18 protein-coding genes are annotated in these 19,781 nt (G+C 48.4%); 1 reads left to right on the top strand and 17 read right to left on the bottom strand.

Annotation, left to right across the window (positions count from 1 at the left end; all coding sequences use genetic code 11):
• Positions 1-107: 107 nt before the first annotated feature.
• From ACTTK7_RS14370 to lepA, 15 genes are all read right to left on the bottom strand, one after another.
• A complete protein-coding gene (locus tag ACTTK7_RS14370) occupies positions 108-734 on the bottom strand; it encodes a hypothetical protein (protein WP_462868767.1) in 627 nt (208 codons plus the stop codon).
• A 34-nt stretch (positions 735-768) separates the two neighbouring features.
• Positions 769-1,779: a flotillin-like protein FloA gene (floA, locus tag ACTTK7_RS14365; RefSeq protein ID WP_462868766.1), complete on the bottom strand. Its 1,011-nt coding sequence runs from the start codon at positions 1,777-1,779 to the stop codon at positions 769-771.
• Position 1,780: 1 nt separating this feature from the next.
• Positions 1,781-3,133 carry an NfeD family protein gene (locus tag ACTTK7_RS14360; protein WP_462868765.1) on the bottom strand — a complete coding sequence of 451 codons (1,353 nt, stop codon included), beginning with the start codon at positions 3,131-3,133 and terminating at the stop codon, positions 1,781-1,783.
• Positions 3,134-3,305: 172 nt separating this feature from the next.
• Positions 3,306-3,752 carry a GatB/YqeY domain-containing protein gene (locus ACTTK7_RS14355; protein WP_462868764.1) on the bottom strand — a complete coding sequence of 149 codons (447 nt, stop codon included), beginning with the start codon at positions 3,750-3,752 and terminating at the stop codon, positions 3,306-3,308.
• A gap of 20 nt (positions 3,753-3,772) precedes the next feature.
• On the bottom strand, positions 3,773-3,946 hold the full coding sequence (gene rpsU / locus ACTTK7_RS14350; protein WP_022794945.1) for a 30S ribosomal protein S21: 174 nt from the start codon (positions 3,944-3,946) through the stop codon (positions 3,773-3,775).
• Between the two features lie 130 nt (positions 3,947-4,076).
• The gene (gene deoC, locus ACTTK7_RS14345; protein WP_462868763.1) at positions 4,077-4,745 is read right to left on the bottom strand and encodes a deoxyribose-phosphate aldolase; all 669 of its coding nucleotides are present in this window, start codon (positions 4,743-4,745) and stop codon (positions 4,077-4,079) included.
• Between the two features lie 28 nt (positions 4,746-4,773).
• Complete coding sequence (mtaB, locus tag ACTTK7_RS14340; protein ID WP_091611900.1) at positions 4,774-6,108, bottom strand: tRNA (N(6)-L-threonylcarbamoyladenosine(37)-C(2))-methylthiotransferase MtaB; 1,335 nt, start codon at positions 6,106-6,108, stop codon at positions 4,774-4,776.
• Entirely contained in the window at positions 6,105-6,863 is a 759-nt protein-coding gene (locus ACTTK7_RS14335) for an RsmE family RNA methyltransferase (RefSeq protein ID WP_462868762.1), read from the bottom strand. The genes mtaB and ACTTK7_RS14335 overlap by 4 nt, the downstream gene beginning before the upstream one ends.
• An 11-nt stretch (positions 6,864-6,874) precedes the next feature.
• The gene (gene prmA, locus ACTTK7_RS14330) at positions 6,875-7,819 is read right to left on the bottom strand and encodes a 50S ribosomal protein L11 methyltransferase (RefSeq protein WP_462868761.1); all 945 of its coding nucleotides are present in this window, start codon (positions 7,817-7,819) and stop codon (positions 6,875-6,877) included.
• Positions 7,820-7,837: 18 nt separating this feature from the next.
• Positions 7,838-8,962 (bottom strand): molecular chaperone DnaJ, encoded by a 1,125-nt coding sequence (gene dnaJ, locus ACTTK7_RS14325; RefSeq protein ID WP_322525752.1) that lies wholly within the window; start codon positions 8,960-8,962, stop codon positions 7,838-7,840.
• 171 nt (positions 8,963-9,133) lie between these two features.
• Complete coding sequence (gene dnaK / locus ACTTK7_RS14320; protein ID WP_462868760.1) at positions 9,134-10,981, bottom strand: molecular chaperone DnaK; 1,848 nt, start codon at positions 10,979-10,981, stop codon at positions 9,134-9,136.
• A gap of 37 nt (positions 10,982-11,018) precedes the next feature.
• Positions 11,019-11,603 carry a nucleotide exchange factor GrpE gene (gene grpE, locus ACTTK7_RS14315; protein WP_462868759.1) on the bottom strand — a complete coding sequence of 195 codons (585 nt, stop codon included), beginning with the start codon at positions 11,601-11,603 and terminating at the stop codon, positions 11,019-11,021.
• Between the two features lie 93 nt (positions 11,604-11,696).
• Positions 11,697-12,731, bottom strand: a complete 1,035-nt coding sequence (hrcA, locus tag ACTTK7_RS14310) for a heat-inducible transcriptional repressor HrcA (RefSeq protein ID WP_462868758.1) — start codon at positions 12,729-12,731, stop codon at positions 11,697-11,699.
• A 79-nt stretch (positions 12,732-12,810) separates the two neighbouring features.
• A complete protein-coding gene (gene hemW, locus ACTTK7_RS14305) occupies positions 12,811-13,953 on the bottom strand; it encodes a radical SAM family heme chaperone HemW (protein ID WP_462868757.1) in 1,143 nt (380 codons plus the stop codon).
• 59 nt (positions 13,954-14,012) lie between these two features.
• On the bottom strand, positions 14,013-15,836 hold the full coding sequence (lepA, locus tag ACTTK7_RS14300; protein WP_462868756.1) for a translation elongation factor 4: 1,824 nt from the start codon (positions 15,834-15,836) through the stop codon (positions 14,013-14,015).
• Between the two features lie 233 nt (positions 15,837-16,069).
• Between lepA and rpsT the strand changes: the two genes are divergently transcribed.
• Positions 16,070-16,336, top strand: coding sequence for a 30S ribosomal protein S20 (rpsT, locus tag ACTTK7_RS14295; protein WP_091611924.1), 267 nt, complete (start codon positions 16,070-16,072; stop codon positions 16,334-16,336).
• A 31-nt stretch (positions 16,337-16,367) separates the two neighbouring features.
• Here the strand turns inward: rpsT and holA are convergent, their stop codons facing one another.
• Together holA and ACTTK7_RS14285 are read right to left on the bottom strand one after the other, a co-directional pair.
• Positions 16,368-17,387: a DNA polymerase III subunit delta gene (gene holA / locus ACTTK7_RS14290; protein WP_462868755.1), complete on the bottom strand. Its 1,020-nt coding sequence runs from the start codon at positions 17,385-17,387 to the stop codon at positions 16,368-16,370.
• A 90-nt stretch (positions 17,388-17,477) separates the two neighbouring features.
• Positions 17,478-19,775, bottom strand: coding sequence for a DNA internalization-related competence protein ComEC/Rec2 (locus ACTTK7_RS14285; RefSeq protein WP_462868754.1), 2,298 nt, complete (start codon positions 19,773-19,775; stop codon positions 17,478-17,480).
• Positions 19,776-19,781: the final 6 nt, after the last annotated feature.

Below are 19,781 nucleotides of genomic sequence, written 5' to 3'. Positions count from 1 at the left end.
TTTGTCGACGCAAGTATAACGGATATGGGAGTCTGCGTGTTTTTTTGTGTCTGTACCCCAACAAATATTATAGAGCCGAAAAAAAGAACCTGATCCGAAGATCAGGTTCACTCATTACTGCTTTTTCTAGCAGAACGGTGCGGCGTCACTTTTTCACGTGACATTGTTGACTGCCGCTGGTAAGGATAACCGCTGCGCCTTGTGACCGGCGGGCTGAGAACCTCTGCCCACACGAGTCCATTTGCCGCTTCTTTTTTATTTATCGACCGTGGATTTCTCCGCGTGCCACCGATTTCCCCGTCTGACATAACGCCTCCGCGTTCAGCAGACTGGCGCGAAGCACGCTCAAGGCGCTGGCTTGCATTTTTCTTTTGCTGCTGAAGCTCCTCGCGGCGTTTTTCATACTCTTTTAAAGCACTGCTTTTATTCTGGGGATTATCTGTTTCTTCTTTGTACAGCTCTGCCTCAGCTTCCGGCACCCGGCGCGTTGGATGATTGCCGGGACTTCCGGAAGGATCATTCTGAGGCCGGTTCGGCGTATTTTCTTTGCGGGCATTTTCAAACTCTTCGAATATGTCTTCGAGTTTTCCGAAAGCCCCGCGCCGCCTCGAATCGCCGTCACCGCTGTCCTGCTGCTGGCTGCTGTCTCCCCGGCCCAGAAACGTAATCAAACCGCCGAAGAGCAGCAGTAAAATCCACAGGTTGTTAAACACTAGTTCAAACAGCTGCTCCATCGCTTCATTCACCTTCTTCTACGGACAAAGTCCCTTATTTATCGGTGTGCGGGCGGTCATATGGACCGTTTTGGTCGTCGTCTTTACCGGATTTACTGATCGATTCACGCATATCCGTATCAGACATTACGTTCTGGATATTCATATAATCCATGACGCCAAGGTTTCCGGAACGCAGGGCTTCTGCCATTGCCATTGGCACTTCTGCTTCGGACTCGGTAACTTTCGCACGCATTTCTTCTACGCGTGCTTTCATTTCCTGCTCCTGAGCAACAGCCATGGCGCGACGTTCTTCGGCTTTCGCCTGGGCGATGTTTTTATCTGCTTCCGCCTGGTCTGTCTGCAGTTCTGCACCAATGTTTTTGCCAATGTCAATATCGGCTATATCAATGGATAAAATCTCAAAAGCCGTACCTGAATCCAGCCCTTTGGAAAGAACCGTCTGTGAGATGCTGTCCGGGTTTTCCAATACTTTTTTATGATTCTGCGAAGAACCGATCGTCGAAACAATGCCTTCACCAACACGGGCGATAACGGTATCTTCACCGGCACCCCCGACCAGGCGGTCTATGTTTGCCCGGACGGTGATTCTTGCTTTTGCTTTCACTTCAATACCGTCCATTGCGACACCGGCAATAAATGGTGTTTCAATAACTTTCGGGTTAACACTCATCTGTACGGCTTCCAATACATCACGGCCGGCAAGGTCGATAGCGGCACAACGTTCAAATGTAAGTTCAATATTTGCACGCTGGGCGGCGATTAGTGCATTGACCACCCGGTCCACGTTACCGCCAGCCAAATAGTGGCCTTCAAGCTTGTTCAGTTCAATATCAAGACCAGCTTTTTCTGCTTTGATCATCGGGTTTACTACTCTGGACGGAATAACCCTCCGGAGCCGCATACCGACCAGCTGGAAAATACCTACTTTCACCCCTGCAGCAAGCGCCGAAATCCAAAGCGCAACTGGTACAAAAGTGAATAAAATGACGAGCGCTATTAAAATAATAGCTAATACAATAACGAGACCTATATCAATTCCCATGTCATGATTCCCTTCTTTCTTTGTTAGAGTATGGCTTTACTACAACACGCGTGCCTTCTACACGTACTACCTGCACAGCGTCTCCGCGGTCGAGATAGCGGCCGTCTGAAACGACATCGATTTTTTCCCCGTCAATATCTACTGCACCGGTTGGATGCAGCGGAGTCAATGCCGTTCCTTCTCTGCCCAGTAAGTCCGTTCTTCCTTCATTTGACACATATCCTTCCTTCGAAGAAAACGTATCCTGAAGCACCAGCTTTTTCATTGGTCCCCGTTTTCCGAATCCGACCACCATAACTACTGCTGCAATGATGGCGGCTACCGCTGCCAGAACGACGGAGATTGCCATAACGGAAACAGAAAACGACGACATAAACAGGCTGCCGACAACTGCCCCTATACCTAATATACCAAAAATTCCAAAACCAGGAACAAAGAATTCTATCAGCAGTAATATTAAGCCGACGCCAAACAGCAGCAGCCCTTCGAAGCCGGCAAACCCGGCAATCATGTGACCGAAAAAGAATAGTCCTAATGATGCGAGACCGATGCCCCCGAAAATACCAAACCCCGGTGAAAATACTTCAAGTATTAGGCCGATCATGCCAACGCTGAGTAAAATAGGAATCACATAGGGACTGGTCACCCATCTTGCGATCTGCTCAGCTGCGCTGATATCTGCTTCTTCCACTGCAGCATCGCCCAGGTTCATCTGACTGAGAAGATCATCTCTGCTGTCGGCAATGTATTCTGCATAGCCTACTTCATTAGAAGCTGCCTCCGACGCCGTAAGCGTTAACAGTTCACCTTCTCCGGCACGATAATCCGGAAGTTCAACTCCAGGGTCAGCCATTGCTTCTGCATACACTGGATCTCTGTCATTGGATTCAGCTGCATTGACCATATTAGACACCCAGGCTGACTGAGCCTTGTCAGATGCTGCATTGCCCGAGCCGTCAATAACCTGGGCTGCTCCCATTTCTGTTTCAGGCGCCATGGCAATTTCGTCAGCGCTCAAAGCCAGAAACGCTCCTGCTGACATAGCCTGGTCCGTTACATATGCGGTAGTTGGAATAGATGTGCCATTGATAATTGAAGCAATCTCACCTGCGGCATCCACCGCGCCTCCGGGCGTGTCCAGTTCAAAAATAATCCTGTCGGCATCAGCTTCTTCCGCTTCTTCCACCGATCGTTCCAAAAATGCAGCCATTCCCTGCTCAACGGTCTGTTCAACCGGGATAATATATACGGTCTGATCTTCACCGGCCCCCTGTACAGATGCCGGAAGCCAGGCGGCTGTCATAAAAAGTATGGCAAGAAGAACGGACAACCATCTGCTTTTTCTCTGCTCCACCTCTATCCCCCCTCCTGTTCATTAGTTATATGTCTATACTCTTATGTACGAGGATAAAGATAAAAGCGTTTCAATTTTTTCCCGTTTATTTCGGCAGGAAGACTGGCTTATGTTTTAAAAAAAGAGACCGAACCGGAACTAAACCCTGATTCGATCTCTAGCTTTCTTATTATCAAGAAGATAAATGCATTTTCACTAATTGATTTACCTGGGAACCGTCTGCTTTTCCGCTGATTTTAGGCATCACCGCAGACATCACCGTTCCCATATCTTTCATCGAAGAGGCATTCTCCTCCTGAATAGTTTCTTTCACAATTGATTCCAGTTCTTCATTCGATAAAGGAGCAGGAAGATATTCAGATATGACATCCATTTCAAACCTGGTCTGTTCTGCCAGATCTTCCCGTCCTGCGTTTTCAAACTCATGGAGGGAATCTTTTCTTTGTTTCATTTCACGGTTTAAAACCGCTGTTGCTTCGCTTTCATCAAGCTCTTTATTGAGCTTGATAGCTTCATTCTGCATCGATGCCCGCAGGCCTCTGATGACATTTAAACGCTGTTTTTCCTTGTTTTTCATTGCTGACTTCATGTCACTGCTTAAACGGTCCATGAGTTCCAAGGATGCAGCACCTTCTTTACTTAAAACTTACGTTTTCTAGCTTCTTCGCTTTTCTTCTTACGACGAACACTAGGTTTTTCGTAGTGTTTGCGTTTTTTCACTTCAGCCATTGTTCCTTCTTTGGAAAGGCTACGCTTAAAACGGCGAAGAGCGGCATCAATATCTTCATTCTTTTTCTTTCTTGTCTCTGCCATGTGATTCCCTCCCTCCGAACAACCAATCTAACTAATATATGAATAAAGACTATTACTCAAATACTAGCCATTTGGTAAATAGTATAAAGCATCTGTGCCAAAAAATCAACGAGCTGGCAGGCAGAGATTGTTAGTAGTTTTCGCTTGAGGTTTCACCCTGCAGTATTTTCACACCAGAGCTTGCACCGAGCCTGGACGCTCCGGCTTCAATTAATGCAAGAGCAGTCTGACGGTCCTTGACCCCGCCGCTCGCTTTTACGCCGGCACGGTCACCCACCGCCTCTTTCATCAGCCGCACATCTTCGATCGTTGCTCCTCCTCCGTTAAACCCGGTGGATGTTTTTACAAAATCCGCCCCAGCTTCAACTGCAAGACTGCAGGCGGTCTTCTTCTCTTCATCAGTTAACAGCGCTGTCTCTATTATCACCTTCACCAGCGCCTCCTGATTTGCAGCCTGGACGACCGCTTCAATGTCCGCACGGACCAGATCGTCTTCTCCGCTTTTTAAGGCGCCGATATTGATAACCATATCAACTTCCTTCGCTCCGTTGGCGATGGCATTTTTCACTTCAAATGCTTTTGTTTCCGGATTCGTGGCACCGAGTGGAAAACCAATCACTGTACAGACAAGCACATCGGAGCCTTCCAGCTCTTCAGCTGCGAAAGGCACCATTGCCGGGTTAATGCATACAGATTTGAAATGATTGTCTTTGGCTTCCGCTGTGAGGCGTTTTATATCTTCAAATGTGGTTTCCGGCTTCAGCAGTGTGTGATCAATATATTGCGCGAGATCTGCCATACTTTCTCCTCCAGTTTAGCTGTTATAGTTATACAAGCGTTGCTGTGTCATGGTCAAGCACGCGTACAAATTCCCCTTCATTCAATGGATAGCCCGCATTCGTAATTTTCACGCGCACAATTTCACCACGCCATTCCGGATTCGCAGGGAAACGCACCTTTATATAATTCGTCGAATAGCCGACAAAGTATCCTGGTTTTTCTTTATCTTCTTCTTCCGGAATTACTTCCACGACTTCATTTTCAAAACGCGAAGCATACTCTTTTGCCAGTTGATTGGACAGCTCAATCAGACGGTGCACCCGGTCATTTTTTTCTTCATCCTCCACCTGATCGCTCATTTTAGCAGCTGGGGTGCCGGTTCTTTTCGAATACGGGAATACGTGCAGCTCTGAGAAACGCTGGTCCCGGATAAAGTCGTACGTCTGCTGAAATTCTTCTTTCGTTTCACCCGGGAAGCCTACAATCACATCTGTGGTGATGGCGCATTCCGGAAGCGCTTCGCGCAGTTTTTCGAGACGGTCCGCATAAAATTCCACGCTGTATTTTCTTCTCATTCTTTTAAGCACGGTGTTTGAGCCAGCCTGAAGCGGCACATGCAGATGATTTACTACTTTGTTTGACCTGCGGAGCACATCAATCACTTCATCGGTGATCTGACTTGCTTCTATGGAGGAAATACGGATCCGTTTTAATCCATCGATGGTTTCAAGGTCCCGGAGCAGTCCTGCGAGATTGTAGTCCTTCAGGTCTTCACCGTAGCCGCCTGTATGAATGCCTGTCAGTACCAGTTCTTTGTAGCCTTTGTTAACCAGCTGTTCGGCCTGGTGCATAACCTCTTCCGGATTTCTCGAACGGAGCAGACCGCGGGCCCACGGGATGATACAGAAGGTACAGAAGTTATTGCACCCTTCCTGAATCTTCAGCGATGCTCTCGTACGATCGGTAAACTCCGGTACATCGAGTTCTTCGTACACACGGTTTTTCATAATATTGCTTACACCGTTGATCGGCTCCCGGGACACCGTATACTCTTCAATATAGTCGAGCATTTTTTTGCGGTCCTGCGTGCCGACGACAATATCGACGCCGGGGATATCCATGATCTCTCCCGGAGACGTCTGGGCATAACACCCGGTGACGCATATAATGGCATCCGGATTTTTACGTACTGCGCGCCGGATTACCTGGCGGCTTTTTTTATCTCCGGTGTTTGTTACCGTACAGGTGTTGATAACATAGACATCCGCGGTCTGATCAAATTCCTTTTTTTCATAGCCGTCGTTTTTAAACAGCTGCCATATGGCTTCCGTTTCGTAATGGTTTACTTTACAGCCAAGAGTATGAAACGCCACTGATCTCATTGTATGTTCCCCTCCTGAATTTCATAATAATATGTCACTGCTCCAAGCAGCAGCAAAGAAGCGGTTTCGCTTCGGACAATTCTCTTCCCCAGGGACGTCGCAGGAATGCGCTCTTCCTCAAACAGGGCAAGCTCGCTACGGGAAAATCCGCCCTCCGGTCCGATAAATGCAAGCAGCGTTTCCGGATGCCCGGCAAACACGTCAGGGAGCTTTGCGGGCAGCTCTGCTCTCGCTTCTGCTTCTGATAAAACGATCCGGCTCCCGACAGAAGCCGTGTTTTCTATCACCTTACGCGCTGAGGAAAAATAAACAATTTCCGGTATATACATCCGCTCTGACTGCTCTGCTGCTTCTTTAGCAATTCGGTTTAAACGATCAATTTTCTTTTGCCGTTTATTCGCATCCCATTTTACCACAGAATGCTCCCCTTCATAAAAATAAATCGCCGAGGCTCCCAGTTCTGTTGCTTTTTGCACGACAGTGTCCATTTTTTCACCTTTAATCAGAGCCTGGGCGGCGATGATATTTACAGGAAGTTCTGCTCCTCCTGTCCATTCGCTGATTATTTTTACATGGACGCTTTTTTCTTCCACGCTTTCAATTTCAGTCACAAAGGCATGTCCCTGATTGTCTTTACATACAATTTTTTCTCCCGGGCCCATACGCATAACACGGGCAATGTGCTTTGCATCATTACCCGTGATTTGTATATATTCATGCTGTATGGAGGAGGGATCCACAAAATAATGCTGCATATTCCTCTCCTTTACAGTGCCTGCGGCCGGCGGGCAATAATGCACAGCCAGTCTTCGACTGCACGCACATCTTCAATAACAAAGCCCGCTTCCGTCAGAGCCTGTTCGACATCCGTACGTTTGCTTTCAATGATGCCTGAAGTAATAAACACACCATCCGGCTGAAGAGAACTAAACGCATCCTTTGCAAGGCGGATAATAATAGGTGCCAAAATATTAGCCACGATGACATCTGCCTGCATCGACTGGTATTCCAACAGATCCGATTGGGCCACGGTAATTTTTTCTGCCATTCCGTTTCGGCTGATATTTTCTTCAGCACTTCTGACGGCTACTTCATCAAGATCGAGCGCAAGAATTTCTCCTGCTTCGAACAGACATGCGCCTATAGCGAGCACGCCGGACCCGGTGCCGACATCCAACACTGCATTACCCGGACGTGTGTACTCTTCAAGCGCCTGCATGCTGAGCACGGTTGTCGGGTGCGTGCCGGTGCCAAACGCCATGCCCGGATCCAGCGTAATGATTTTTTCCCCGCTCTTTTTTTCATACTCTTCCCAGGAAGGCACAATTGTCACTTTATTCGTGATCTGAACAGGCTTGTAATACTTTTTCCATGCCTCTGCCCAGTCCTCCTCGGCGATTTCTTTGAGCACTACCTGGTTTCGTCCTAAATCAATATCGTAAAGGAGCAGTTCATTAATGGATTGCTTAATTTCCTCCACAGTATCGGTGACGTAGCTTGTCATCGGAAGATAGGCTTTTACAAGTGTGCCTTCATCCGGATAATTATCTTCAGAAAGCATAAACCATTCGTCTTCTGCCTCTTCCCATTCCCGCTCCAGGTCGGCTGAATCTTCAATCACAACCCCGCTCGCTCCTGCTTCCTGAAGCACAAACGACACAGGGTCAATTGCCTCCTGGGTAGTGTGGACAGAAATTTCAATCCAGTTCATATACCTGCTCCTCTCTTTTTACTCTCCGCGAAACGCCCGTTTTACACGGTCAAAGAAGTTTCCGTGCTGCTCATCGGTTTCTTCATCGCCGCTGATTTCTGCGAATTCCCGCAGCAGTTCTTTCTGGCGGTCCGTCAATTTCTTCGGAGTCACTACCTGGACTTTTACATGCTGATCGCCCTGGCCGCGTCCGTGTACGTTATTAATACCTTTATTCCGGAGACGGAATTTTGTGCCGGATTGAGTGCCAGCCGGTATTTTCAATTTAACTTTACCGCGCAGTGTCGGTACTTCGATTTCATCGCCAAGCGTTACCTGGACAAATGTCAGCGGCATTTCGCAATAAACGTCATCTCCGTCACGTTCAAAGAATTCATGCGGCTGTACGTTGAAAACGACAAACAGGTCGCCCGGTGGTCCACCGTTTGCGCCCGGTTCGCCCTGACCGCTTACGCGGATCTGCTGGCCGTGGTCGACGCCCTCCGGAATATGAATATTGATTTTTTTGTTCCGGCGGATACGTCCGTTCCCGTTACATGTAGGACATTTTTCTTCCACTTCGACACCCGATCCGCTACAACGGTCACACACACGCCGGTTCACGACGCGGCCAAACGGTGTATTCTGTTCTACGTTCATCTGGCCCTGCCCGCCGCACTGGCGGCACGTCCTTTTTTCTGTGCCCGGCTTTGCGCCGTCGCCGCCGCACGTTTCACAATTTTCTTCTTTTGGAATTTCGATCTCTGTATCTTTACCGAAGGCTGCTTCCTTAAAGGTGAGCGTCATCGTATACTGCAGATCCGCCCCCTGTCTCGGTGCGTTTGGATCTCTTGAAGCACCGCCGCCGAAAAACATATCGAAAATATCGCCAAAGCCGCCGCCAAAGCCACCAGCTCCGGCTCCACCGCCACCAAAGCCCTGGTTCGGATCTTCATGGCCGAAACGATCGTAATTCGAGCGCTTCTGGGGATCGCTTAATGTATCGTAGGCATCTTTAATTTCAATAAATTTTTCTTCGGCGTCGTCTTCCTTGTTGACGTCCGGGTGATACTGGCGCGCCAGTTTTCTATATGCTTTTTTTATTTCCTGCTCGTCTGCGTCCTTGCTGACACCAAGCACGTCGTAATAATCGCGTTTACTCATCGTTCATCTTCACTCCTCGCTCTTGTCCATACGTGTTATCTTATCATTCTACAAGAAGACGCTTCAATCTGAAAAACATATTCATTACAGAAAGAAGGGGCCATCCCCTTGAATAGAAGCAGTCAAGTGACCACTATTCGGGACAGCCCCATTCATCAGCGCTACAGATCGTTAGCTGTTTTTGTTGTTATCACTGTTATCATTGTCATCTTTAACATCTTCATAATCAGCGTCTACAGTATCGTCACTGCTTTCGCCGCCAGCTTCGCCCTGCTCCTGCTGAGCCTGCTGCGCTGCTTGTTCATACATCTTTGTTGTCAGCTGCTGAACGATTTCCTGAAGCTCGTCCTTAGCCGTACGGATAGCTTCAATATCTTCGCCTTCAAGTGCTGTTTTCACTTTTTCTTTTGCGTCCTCAGCCTGCTGTTTTTCTTCTTCTGTTACGTTTTCGCCGAGGTCGCTCAGCGTTTTTTCTGTCGTGAAGACGAGCTGATCCGCTTCGTTGCGCACTTCTACTTCTTCTTTACGCTTTTTGTCTTCTTCTGCATTTTCTTCAGCATCTTTTACCATTTGTTCAATTTCTTCTTCGGAAAGACCGGAGGAAGAAGTGATGGTAATAGACTGCTCTTTGTTTGTGCCAAGATCCTTCGCACGTACGTTCACAATACCATTGGCATCAATATCGAAGGTGACTTCGATTTGAGGTACGCCACGCGGAGCTGGTGGGATATCGGTCAGCTGAAAACGGCCAAGCGTTTTATTGTCTGCCGCCATTTCACGCTCGCCCTGCAGCACATGAATATCTACAGAAGGCTGATTGTCAGCTGCTGTTGAGAATGTCTGGGATTTGCTTGTCGGAATTGTAGTATTCCGGTCGATTAATTTAGTTGTTACTCCGCCCATCGTTTCGATACCAAGGGAAAGTGGTGTAACGTCGAGCAGTACAACGTCTTTTACATCACCGGTTAGTACGCCTGCCTGAACAGCAGCACCTACGGCTACCACTTCGTCCGGGTTAACACCTTTGTGTGGTTCTTTGCCGGTTAAGTTTTTAATGCCTTCCTGTACAGCAGGAATACGTGTGGAACCACCAACGAGGATGACTTTATCCACTTCGGAGGCGCTGAGGCCGGCGTCTTTCATTGCCTGTCTTGTAGGCCCCATTGTGCGCTCAACCAGCTTCGAGGAAAGCTCATCAAACTTCGCACGTGTCAGTGTAAGCTCAAGGTGCTTCGGTCCGCTCTGATCTGCTGTGATAAACGGCAGGGAAATCTGTGTCTGCGTAACACCGGACAGGTCCTTTTTCGCTTTTTCTGCCGCATCCTTCAAGCGCTGCACAGCCATTTTATCCTGGGAAAGGTCAATGCCGTTTTCTTTGCGGAACTCATCCACTAAATGATCGATAATCACCTGGTCAAAGTCGTCACCGCCAAGCTTATTGTCGCCGGATGTGGAACGAACTTCGAAAAAGCCTTCGCCAAGCTCAAGAATAGATACGTCAAATGTACCGCCGCCGAGGTCAAATACGAGGATCGTCTGGTCCTCTTCTTTTTCGAGGCCGTAGGCAAGTGCCGCAGCTGTCGGCTCGTTTACAATACGGTCTACTTCAAGACCTGCAACACGGCCGGCGTCTTTTGTTGCCTGACGCTGGGAGTCGTTAAAGTATGCAGGTACTGTGATAACTGCGTTTGTAACAGTCTCGCCAAGATAGCTTTCAGCGTCCGACTTTAATTTTTGAAGAATAATTGCGGAAACTTCCTGCGGATTGTATTCTTTGCCTTCGATTTCCACCTTATAGTCTGTTCCCATATGACGCTTGATGGAGCTGATGGTGTTAGGGTTTGTAATGGACTGGCGCTTAGCCACTTCCCCGACCTGACGCTCCCCGTCCTTGAATGCTACAACGGAAGGAGTTGTGCGGTTACCCTCCGGGTTCGGAATAACCTGCGCTTCCCCGCCTTCCATAACGGCTACACAAGAGTTTGTTGTACCTAAGTCAATGCCAATTGTTCTACTCATTTTTCTTCCTCCTATACAGTACTCTATATCTGAATTATTAGTTGTTCACTTTTACCATTGAAGGGCGCAGCACACGATCTTTCAGTCTGTATCCCTTCTGCATTTCTTCCACAATCTGATTGGACTCAAACCCTTCTTCATCAGCCTGCATGACAGCCTGGTGAATGGTTGGGTCAAAATATTCGCCCTGTGCCGGGATTTCTTCCACACCCTGCTGTTCGAGTGCAGATCTGAATTGATTATAGACCATGGCCATGCCATCAATAAACGACTGGGCACTTTCGTTATCCGGCTTGGTCTGCATCGCTCTTTCAAAATTGTCCATTACCGGCAGAAGCTCCTCTGCCAGAGGCTGGACCCGGTATTTGGCGTCTTCCTCTTTTTCCGCTTTTGCTCTGCGGCGCACATTCTCTAAATCTGCCTGAGCACGAAGAGCACGGTCTTTCCATTCGTTTATTTCTTTTTCGAGTTCTGCTTCACGCGAGCCGGATTCCTCTTCAAGTTTATCCTCTTCAACATCTTCCGGCTCGAGGATTTCGACGTCTTCTTCGGTTACTTCTTCTTCATTTGGTGCTTCCTGATCCTTTTTTTCCTCTTCCTGCTGTTTGTTCTTTTCGCTCACCTGCGCCACCTCCATAAATGCTGTTGCTATCATTCAAAGCCATACTATATCCGACTCTTTATTGAGTTCATCAACCAATAACAAATACTATCATTAAGAGTCTCTCCGGTACAAGTCATCCAACACATTTGAAAGGCCGTAAGAAAGATGATTAACCAGGCTGATGACTTTTTGGTATTCCATTCTCGTCGGTCCTACAATGCCAATGGTTCCCACCGGCTTCCCAGCCAGGGAATACGTGGCAGAAATGATGCTGCAGTGCTCAAACGCTTCATTGGTGTTTTCCTGGCCAATTCTAATCGTCATGCCGTTAATGGTTGGTTTTAGGAGCTCGTGAATCAGATGCTCTTCCTCCATTAATTCGAGCAGCGCCCGAACGCGGTCTACGTCCTTGAATTCCGGCTGGTTGAGCAGGTTGGTTTTGCCTCCGTAAAAGATCTTTTCATGCCGCGATTTCCGGAGAGCCTCCTCCGTAAACGAAAGAGCTGCTTCGTAGTTGAGCACGTACCTCTTTAAAACGTCTCTCACTTCAGAAAACAGCGCCCGCTGCAGCTGATAAAGCGGAATCCCCCGCAGCCGCTCATTTAAAATGTTCGTAATTTGTTCGAGCTCCCCTGCTTCAAGCGTTGGAGGTAGAGCTACCGTATGGTTTTCCACATACCCTGTATCTGTCACGATGACAGCAACAGCTGCTTCTTTTCCAATAGGGACAATCTGAATCTGCCTGAGTCTTGATTCAAACATTTCCGGGCCAAGCACAATAGAAGCATAGCTCGTCAACTCAGACAAAATGCCGGCTGTTTCCTTTACTGCTTCTTCAGCTTCAAGTATTTTACCGGCAAAAAGCGATTGAATGTTATTCATCTCAGGTTCACTGAAACGGTACGGCAGCAGCAGGCTGTCCACATACAGCCGGTAAGCTTTTTGGGAAGGAATGCGTCCGGACGAGCTGTGGGTTTTTTCCAAAAAACCGAGCTCCTCCAAATCCGCCATATCGTTACGGATGGTGGCCGGACTGAACGTAATGCTGTTTTTTTTGGAGATGCTTCTTGAACCTACAGGTTCGGCCGATTGAATATAATCTTCGATGATCGATTGCAAAATGAGTAATTGTCGATCGGTAAGCATTACACATTCTCCTCTGTTAGCACTCGTTTTATCCGAGTGCTAAATCTATTTTATAAGCTATCAAAGGATTTTTGCTTTGTCAATTATTTTCAGGCTCATCGTCCAATAAAAATAAAGCAAACACTTCATTGCCGAGCAGCTTTCCTTCCTCTGTTAAAAACAAACGGCCGTCTGCTTCTGTAAGCCACTCCCTCCGCTTCGCTTCCTGAATGCTTTCCGGATATATGTCTTCCACAGTACAGCCGTATTTCTGATAAAAACGCTCTGTAGATACACCTTCATATAACCGAAGCCCGAGAAACATTTCCTCTTCGATCTGTTCTTTTCTCGTTACCAGATGCGTTGTTTGTACCGGGCTGCCTTTTTCCTGAACTGCCTGGATATAGTGGTTCAACGGTTTAATGTTGGCATACCGCACGCCGTCGGTGTAGCCGTGAGCGCCGGCACCGGCACCAATATATTCTTCATTCTGCCAGTATATCCGGTTGTGACGGCTGCTGTACCCGGCACGTGCAAAGTTGCTGATCTCATAAGCATCAAGCCCGTGGCTTTCGAGACGATCCACAAGCAGCTCATACATATCCGCCTCCTCTTCCTCCGGCAGCGGAGCGATTTTTCCTTCACGCCACCAATTATAAAACCGGGTCTGCTTTTCGATCTTCAATGAATAAGCCGACACGTGCGGAGGAGCAAGTGCCATTGCTTCATCAAGCGTTTCTTCCCAGTCCTTCATCGTCTGGCCCGGCAGCCCAAACATTAAATCAATTGAGATGTTATCAAAGCCGGCCTGTCTGGCGGCCTGGACTGTTTCTTTCGCTTCGTCCGCGGAATGCCCCCGGCCGATACTGCTTAACTGGGAATCATGAAACGTCTGAACACCAATACTCAGCCGGTCCACCCCGCCTGTCTTCAGCAGCGACAGCTTCTCCTCACCTACATCTCCCGGATTCACCTCTACCGTATATTCCTTGAGCCGGGCCACCGGAACGTGCCGATTCATGATCTGCATCAGCTTCTCCACCTGTACAGCCGAAAGAGCCGTCGGCGTCCCCCCTCCGATATAAACCGTCTGCAGCTGGTTCATCGTGTAGGAGGAGAGTTCCCGGTCCAGTGCTTCTAAATACTCATCGACCGGCTGGTTGTTAATGAGAAATTTATTAAAATCACAGTAATAACAAATGTATTCGCAAAAAGGGATATGGACGTACAATCCTTTTGCCACGCTTTTCTCTCCTTCTTTATGGAAAAAGCAAAGGCCGCCCGGAAGGCAGCCCGCTTTGCTTAATCTTTATCCATCTTTAATACAGACATAAATGCTTCCTGTGGGACATCTACTTTCCCAACGCTTTTCATGCGTTTTTTACCTTCCTTCTGCTTTTCGAGCAGCTTACGCTTACGCGTAATGTCGCCGCCGTAGCATTTGGACAAAACGTTTTTCCTCATGGCTTTGATGGTCGAACGGGCGATTACGCTTTTTCCAATTGTCGCCTGTACCGGCACTTCAAACTGCTGGCGCGGAATTAAATCCTTTAATTTTTCCACGATAGCTTTCCCGCGTTCATAGGCCACGTCCCGGTGGACAATAACGGACAGTGCATCCACGCTTTCCTCGTTTAACAAAATATCCATCTTCACGAGATTGCTTTCTTTAAAGCCTATAAATTCATAATCAAATGAAGCGTATCCTTTTGTCTGTGACTTCAGCTGGTCGAAAAAGTCGTACACAATTTCGGTTAACGGAAGGTCATAGACGATATTTACACGCGTATCATCCATATACTTCATATCTTTAAATTCGCCGCGCTTAGCCTGGCACAGCTCCATAACGGCGCCTACGTAATCATTTGGCACCATGACAGTCGCTTTTACGAACGGCTCCTCCACCCATTCCACCTGCTGGGCATCCGGCATGTTGGAAGGGTTATCGATCTCCTTCATTTCCCCGTCCACCATCTGCACGTGATAAATAACGCTCGGTGCCGTGGTAATCAGCTCGATATTATACTCGCGCTCAATGCGCTCCTGAATAATTTCCATATGAAGCAGGCCAAGGAACCCGCAGCGGAAGCCGAAGCCGAGTGCCTGGGACGTTTCTGCTTCAAACTGCAGCGAGCTGTCGTTAAGCTCCAGCCTTTCAAGTGCGTCCCGGAGCGCGTTATACTTGCTTGCATCTGTCGGGAAAAGGCCGCAGAAAACCATCGGGTTCATGCGTTTGTAACCCGGCAGCGGCTCAGCGGCCGGATTATGGGCGTTTGTAATCGTATCGCCGACTCTCGAATCACCGACGTTTTTAATACCGGCAATTATAAATCCAACGTCCCCCACTGTCAGTTCATCGCAGGAGACCGGCTTCGGATTAAATACGCCGACGTCCGATACTTCGAATTCTTTACCTGTCTGCATCATCCGGATTTTCTCTCCCGGCTTGACCGTTCCTTCTTTAATCCGGATATAGGCGATAACTCCGCGGTACGTATCATATACAGAGTCGAAAATCATGCCCTGCAGCGGAGCTGAAGGATCGCCCTGCGGAGGCGGGACCTTTTCAACAATCTGCCTTAAAATTTCGTCTGTGCCTATCCCATCCTTGGCGGAGGCAAGTACTGCCTCCGAAGCGTCCAGGCCAATAACATCCTCTACTTCCTGCTTCACCCGTTCAGGCTCTGCGCTCGGCAGATCCACCTTATTAATAATAGGCAGAATTTCCAGATCGTTATCGAGGGCAAGATACACATTGGCGAGCGTCTGGGCTTCAATGCCCTGAGCGGCATCTACAATCAGAAGGGCCCCCTCACAGGCTGCCAGGCTCCGCGACACTTCATAGGAAAAGTCGACGTGCCCCGGAGTGTCAATCAGGTGAAAAATGTACTCCACTCCGTCTGTATGTGTATATTTCAGCTGTACAGAATTAAGTTTAATCGTAATGCCGCGTTCTCTTTCTAAATCCATCGCGTCCAGCATCTGGTCTTTCATTTCACGCTGGGTCAACGCACTGGTCGATTCTAAAATCCGGTCAGCAAGCGTCGATTTCCCGTGATCAATATGGGCGATGATCGAAAAGTTACGAATGCGCTTCTGGCGCTCAATTTTTTCCTGCTCTTTCATTGATTCGATCACTCCTGTTATTACTACTTTGCCGTGCGTTCCGTTCGCAGAAACTAACGTCTATTATAGCAATGCCCTTCTCTTCCTTCAATGTTCGCGTTCGCTTCGCTTTAATTCTGAAAATTTCCTCCATTTAACTCTTTCGTGCTGAATCTTGCGCTCAGTCGTGATTTTTGATAGAATCTTTTTGTGCTGATAAAAGAAATGACCGGTAACTAAAGGAGGTGACCACCATGGCAAATATCAAATCCGCAAAAAAGCGCGTGATTATTAACGAAAATCAACGCGTGAAGCAGCAGGCTTTCCGTTCTTCCATGCGTTCGGCTATTAAAGAATTCGACAAAAACATCGATGCAAACAACGTTGATGCTGCGAAAAATTCCTACGCGCTCGCAATGAAGAAAGTAGACAAGGCAGCCAGCAAAAACATGATTCACAAAAACGCGGCCAACCGCGCTAAATCCAGAATGCACAAGCGCCTAAGCGCAGTAGCACAATAAGGATAAAACGACTCGGGCCCAAGTCGTTTTTTTATTGTCCAATTTTCTGGCCCGAGACAAGCTTCATAAAACAGAGCTCAAGGGCGAGCTGCTTGTCCATTTTCCCGGCTTTCATCTGATAGTCTGTGGTACTGAGCAGCTTCAGGACCTCCTGCAGATACGAATGCGAAAATGCCGCTGCCGGCTTTTCAGCAAGCTGTACCGCATAAGGGTGGACTTTAATCGAACCAGCCATACGTTTTCGCGAATAGCCCTGCTGTTTGAGGTTTTTCACGTGATAAATAATACGGATCTGGCGGGCAAGCAGCGCCAGAATTTTGATTGGCTCTTCTCCCTGCTTAAGCAGGTCGTAATATATGCGGAGCATTGTTTTTGCCTGGCCTTTAACTACGGCATCCACCAGTTCGAACACGTTGTCCTCCAGCGAGCGCGGCACCAGTTTATCCACTGTTTCCATCGTGACTTCCCCGCTGCCCGTATACAGCTGCAGTTTTTTTGCCTCTTCGACAAGCATCAGAAGGTCTTTGCCTGCAAGGGCAATAAAATGGTCCATGACCTCACGGCTCATAGTGAGCTGATGGGTCTGATTAAACTGCTGCATCCATTTTTTCATCGTCTCTTCGCCAGCGGCTGCCGCTTCGAGTACAACAGCCTGCTTTTTAATTTCTTTAACCACCTTTTTCCGGGCGTCAAGCTTTTCATACGGCGCGGACAGTATTAACACGGTGGTCGGGTTCGGCTGCCTGGCATATGTTTCAAGCGCTTCGATGTTATGCTCTACCTTCTCTTTTTCTCTTGCTCCCGTTAAAAAATAACAGTTTTTAAGCACGATCACCCGCCGCTCTCCGAAAAAAGGAAGGGTTTCTGCTTCTTCTACAGCAATTTCCACCGGTGTCTCACGCATGTCGAATGTAGAAAGATTGAATTCTCTCTCCTCTTCTGCCAATGCTTTTCCAATAATTTTCTGCTGAATGTCCTGAATCATATAGCCTTCTTCACCCTGCAAAAGGTAGAACGGCTGTACGTCCTCCTGCTGTACCTGCTTTTCCATCGTTATATAATCCATCTGCTCACACTTTCCGAACGTATTCTCCTTCTATTTTATCTTATTTTCTTTTTTATTCCTACGAGAAACCCTGACTTAATTGCACACCGGAAGCATTTCCTCTCTTGCCGTAAGTATGTCGGGCTTCTCCCCGGAAGAAGTGACGAACTGGACAGCTCCCTGAAGATCCGTACGCCATACGTTCACTCCCGCTTCTTCCAGTATTTCGAGAGGCTCCGGATGAGGATGGCCAAAGCGGTTGCAGTAGCCTGCTGATATAACCGCATGCTCCGGCTGAATTGCTGCCACAAAATCACCGTCCGTGGATGTTCTGCTGCCGTGATGCCCCGTTTTTAAAACGTCCACCTGCAGCCCCGGATAACTCTGCACTATCTGTTTTTCCTGTTCGGCGGAGACGTCCCCGGTCAACAGCCAGCGCTTTCCGCCAAGCTCAAAATACAAAACAACAGAACGATCGTTTTTGTCTTCCCATTCACCTTTAGGATGCAGGACATAAAAGGACGTCTCTCCAATCTGATAACTTTCTCCGCCTTCAACGAGCCTAATATCTGTATGCTCGTCAAACGCTCCCAAAAGCTCCCGTTCCCCGGACTCATACTGGGCGCTTCTGCCATACCACAGTTCACCTGTGGGCACATGCTCCACTACATATTTCAGGCCGCCCACGTGGTCAGCGTCCCCGTGCGTCGCGACTACCGTGTCCAATTTGCCGATCCCCCGGTATTTTAAGTATTCAGCAACGACGGCTTCACCGGGATCAAAGGGAGACTCCTGCTCCTTCCACTCTTCGTCGTTAAAGCTTACCCGTCCGCCCCCGTCAACAACCATCACGCCCTGGCGGTAAGGCAGTTCAATGACGGTGCTGTCCCCCTGCCCGACGTCGAGGTAGGTTACTCTTCCCCGGCCGTCTGTATAAGGAGCTGTCCACTGCCAGACCGCTGCTGCCAGCATGACTGCTGCTGATAGAAACATAGCTGTCTTTCGCATGTTTTTGTTCCACGCTGTAATAAATACCATGCATCCTGCCGCATATACAACGGTAAAAACAGGACCCGGTTTTCCGAGAAGTATTGTGGACCACGACATACCGGCAAGATAGATAAAAAGCTCGTGCATCCAGTCGATTCCTGAAAACACCAAAGAAAAAATTTCGGGAGGAGAAGCAATAAAAAAGGAGAGAAGGTAATTCAAAAACAAAAAGGGAAGAACGAGGAATAGAAGAACCGGGGCGAATAAAAAATTAATCAGTACATTCCATAGAGAAAATTGATAAAAGTTCCATAGTATTACAGGAAGAGACACAAGCATTGACGAACCAGCGACCCAGACCATATTGACCCATTTCCCAGCAGCTGCCATTCTTTTTCTGCACAGAAGCAGATGGGCGCTTAATAAAAAGGAGAGCTGAAAACCGATATGAAAAAGATAACCCGGACTGAGGATGAGCATAACCCCCATCACTGTCAGAAGAATAATCACCGGATCCAGGCGTTGTCCGCGAGGCCCCCATTTCTGCCAGCCGATGAAAAATCCTGCAGCAAGGGCCGCACGAAGCACTGAGGGAGCCCCACCGGTCAGAACAGCGTATACAGGGAGAAGACAGAGGACCACCGTATAGGATCGTTCTTTCGTCACTCCGGTTCGCTTCAGCAGAAAAAATACGGCACCGCTGATAATGGCAACATGCATGCCCGAAACGACAAGTACGTGCACGAGACCGAGCGAGCGGTATGCTTCCTCCACCTCGCCGGCCATTGACGCACGGTCCCCAAACAGCAGAGAGCCTGCCAGACCCGCAGCCTGTTGTGGAAAGAACCTTTCAATACGCTGCATCTGACGGGCCCGGATGCGCTGGAGGTTGTCAACGGCTCCTGTTGAGCGTGCAAAGCATTCAACACTCTGGCTGTTTTCCACCGTAAACAGCCAATGTATTTTTTCCCAGTACAGATAAGTCTCGTAGCTGAATCCACCGGGATTGCCAGCAGCCGATGGCGCCTTCATTTCCCCGTTCCACCGGCACTGTTCTCCCGGAAGGAGACTTTTGCTTTGCTGCATTTCTTCTTCAGTGTCAAACCACCATGTAACCGGTATGTGTTCCCCCGTATCCGTACGCAGCTCAAAACGGGCCCTTCCGCCGTCATACGTTAAAGGAAAAGCTATGGTACCAGTAATTTCTGATTCGGTGCCGTTAAAAAATGAATCGTTGTGTTCCACCCAGTACCAGGAGCTTCCGGCAAAGATCAGCATCAATACTGCACCGGCAGCAAATACCTGGAAGCGCCGCAATATGATAAAACCGGCGCCGAAGCAAAGCCAAATAATCCCCCACATCCAGAAATCTCCGCGGAGCAGCATTCCGACTGGGGCTGTCATAGATAT

The organism is Marinococcus tarijensis, from assembly GCF_054971385.1.
Note: the sequence above shows the minus strand (reverse complement) of the source record. Positions and strands in the feature narration are given on the sequence as shown.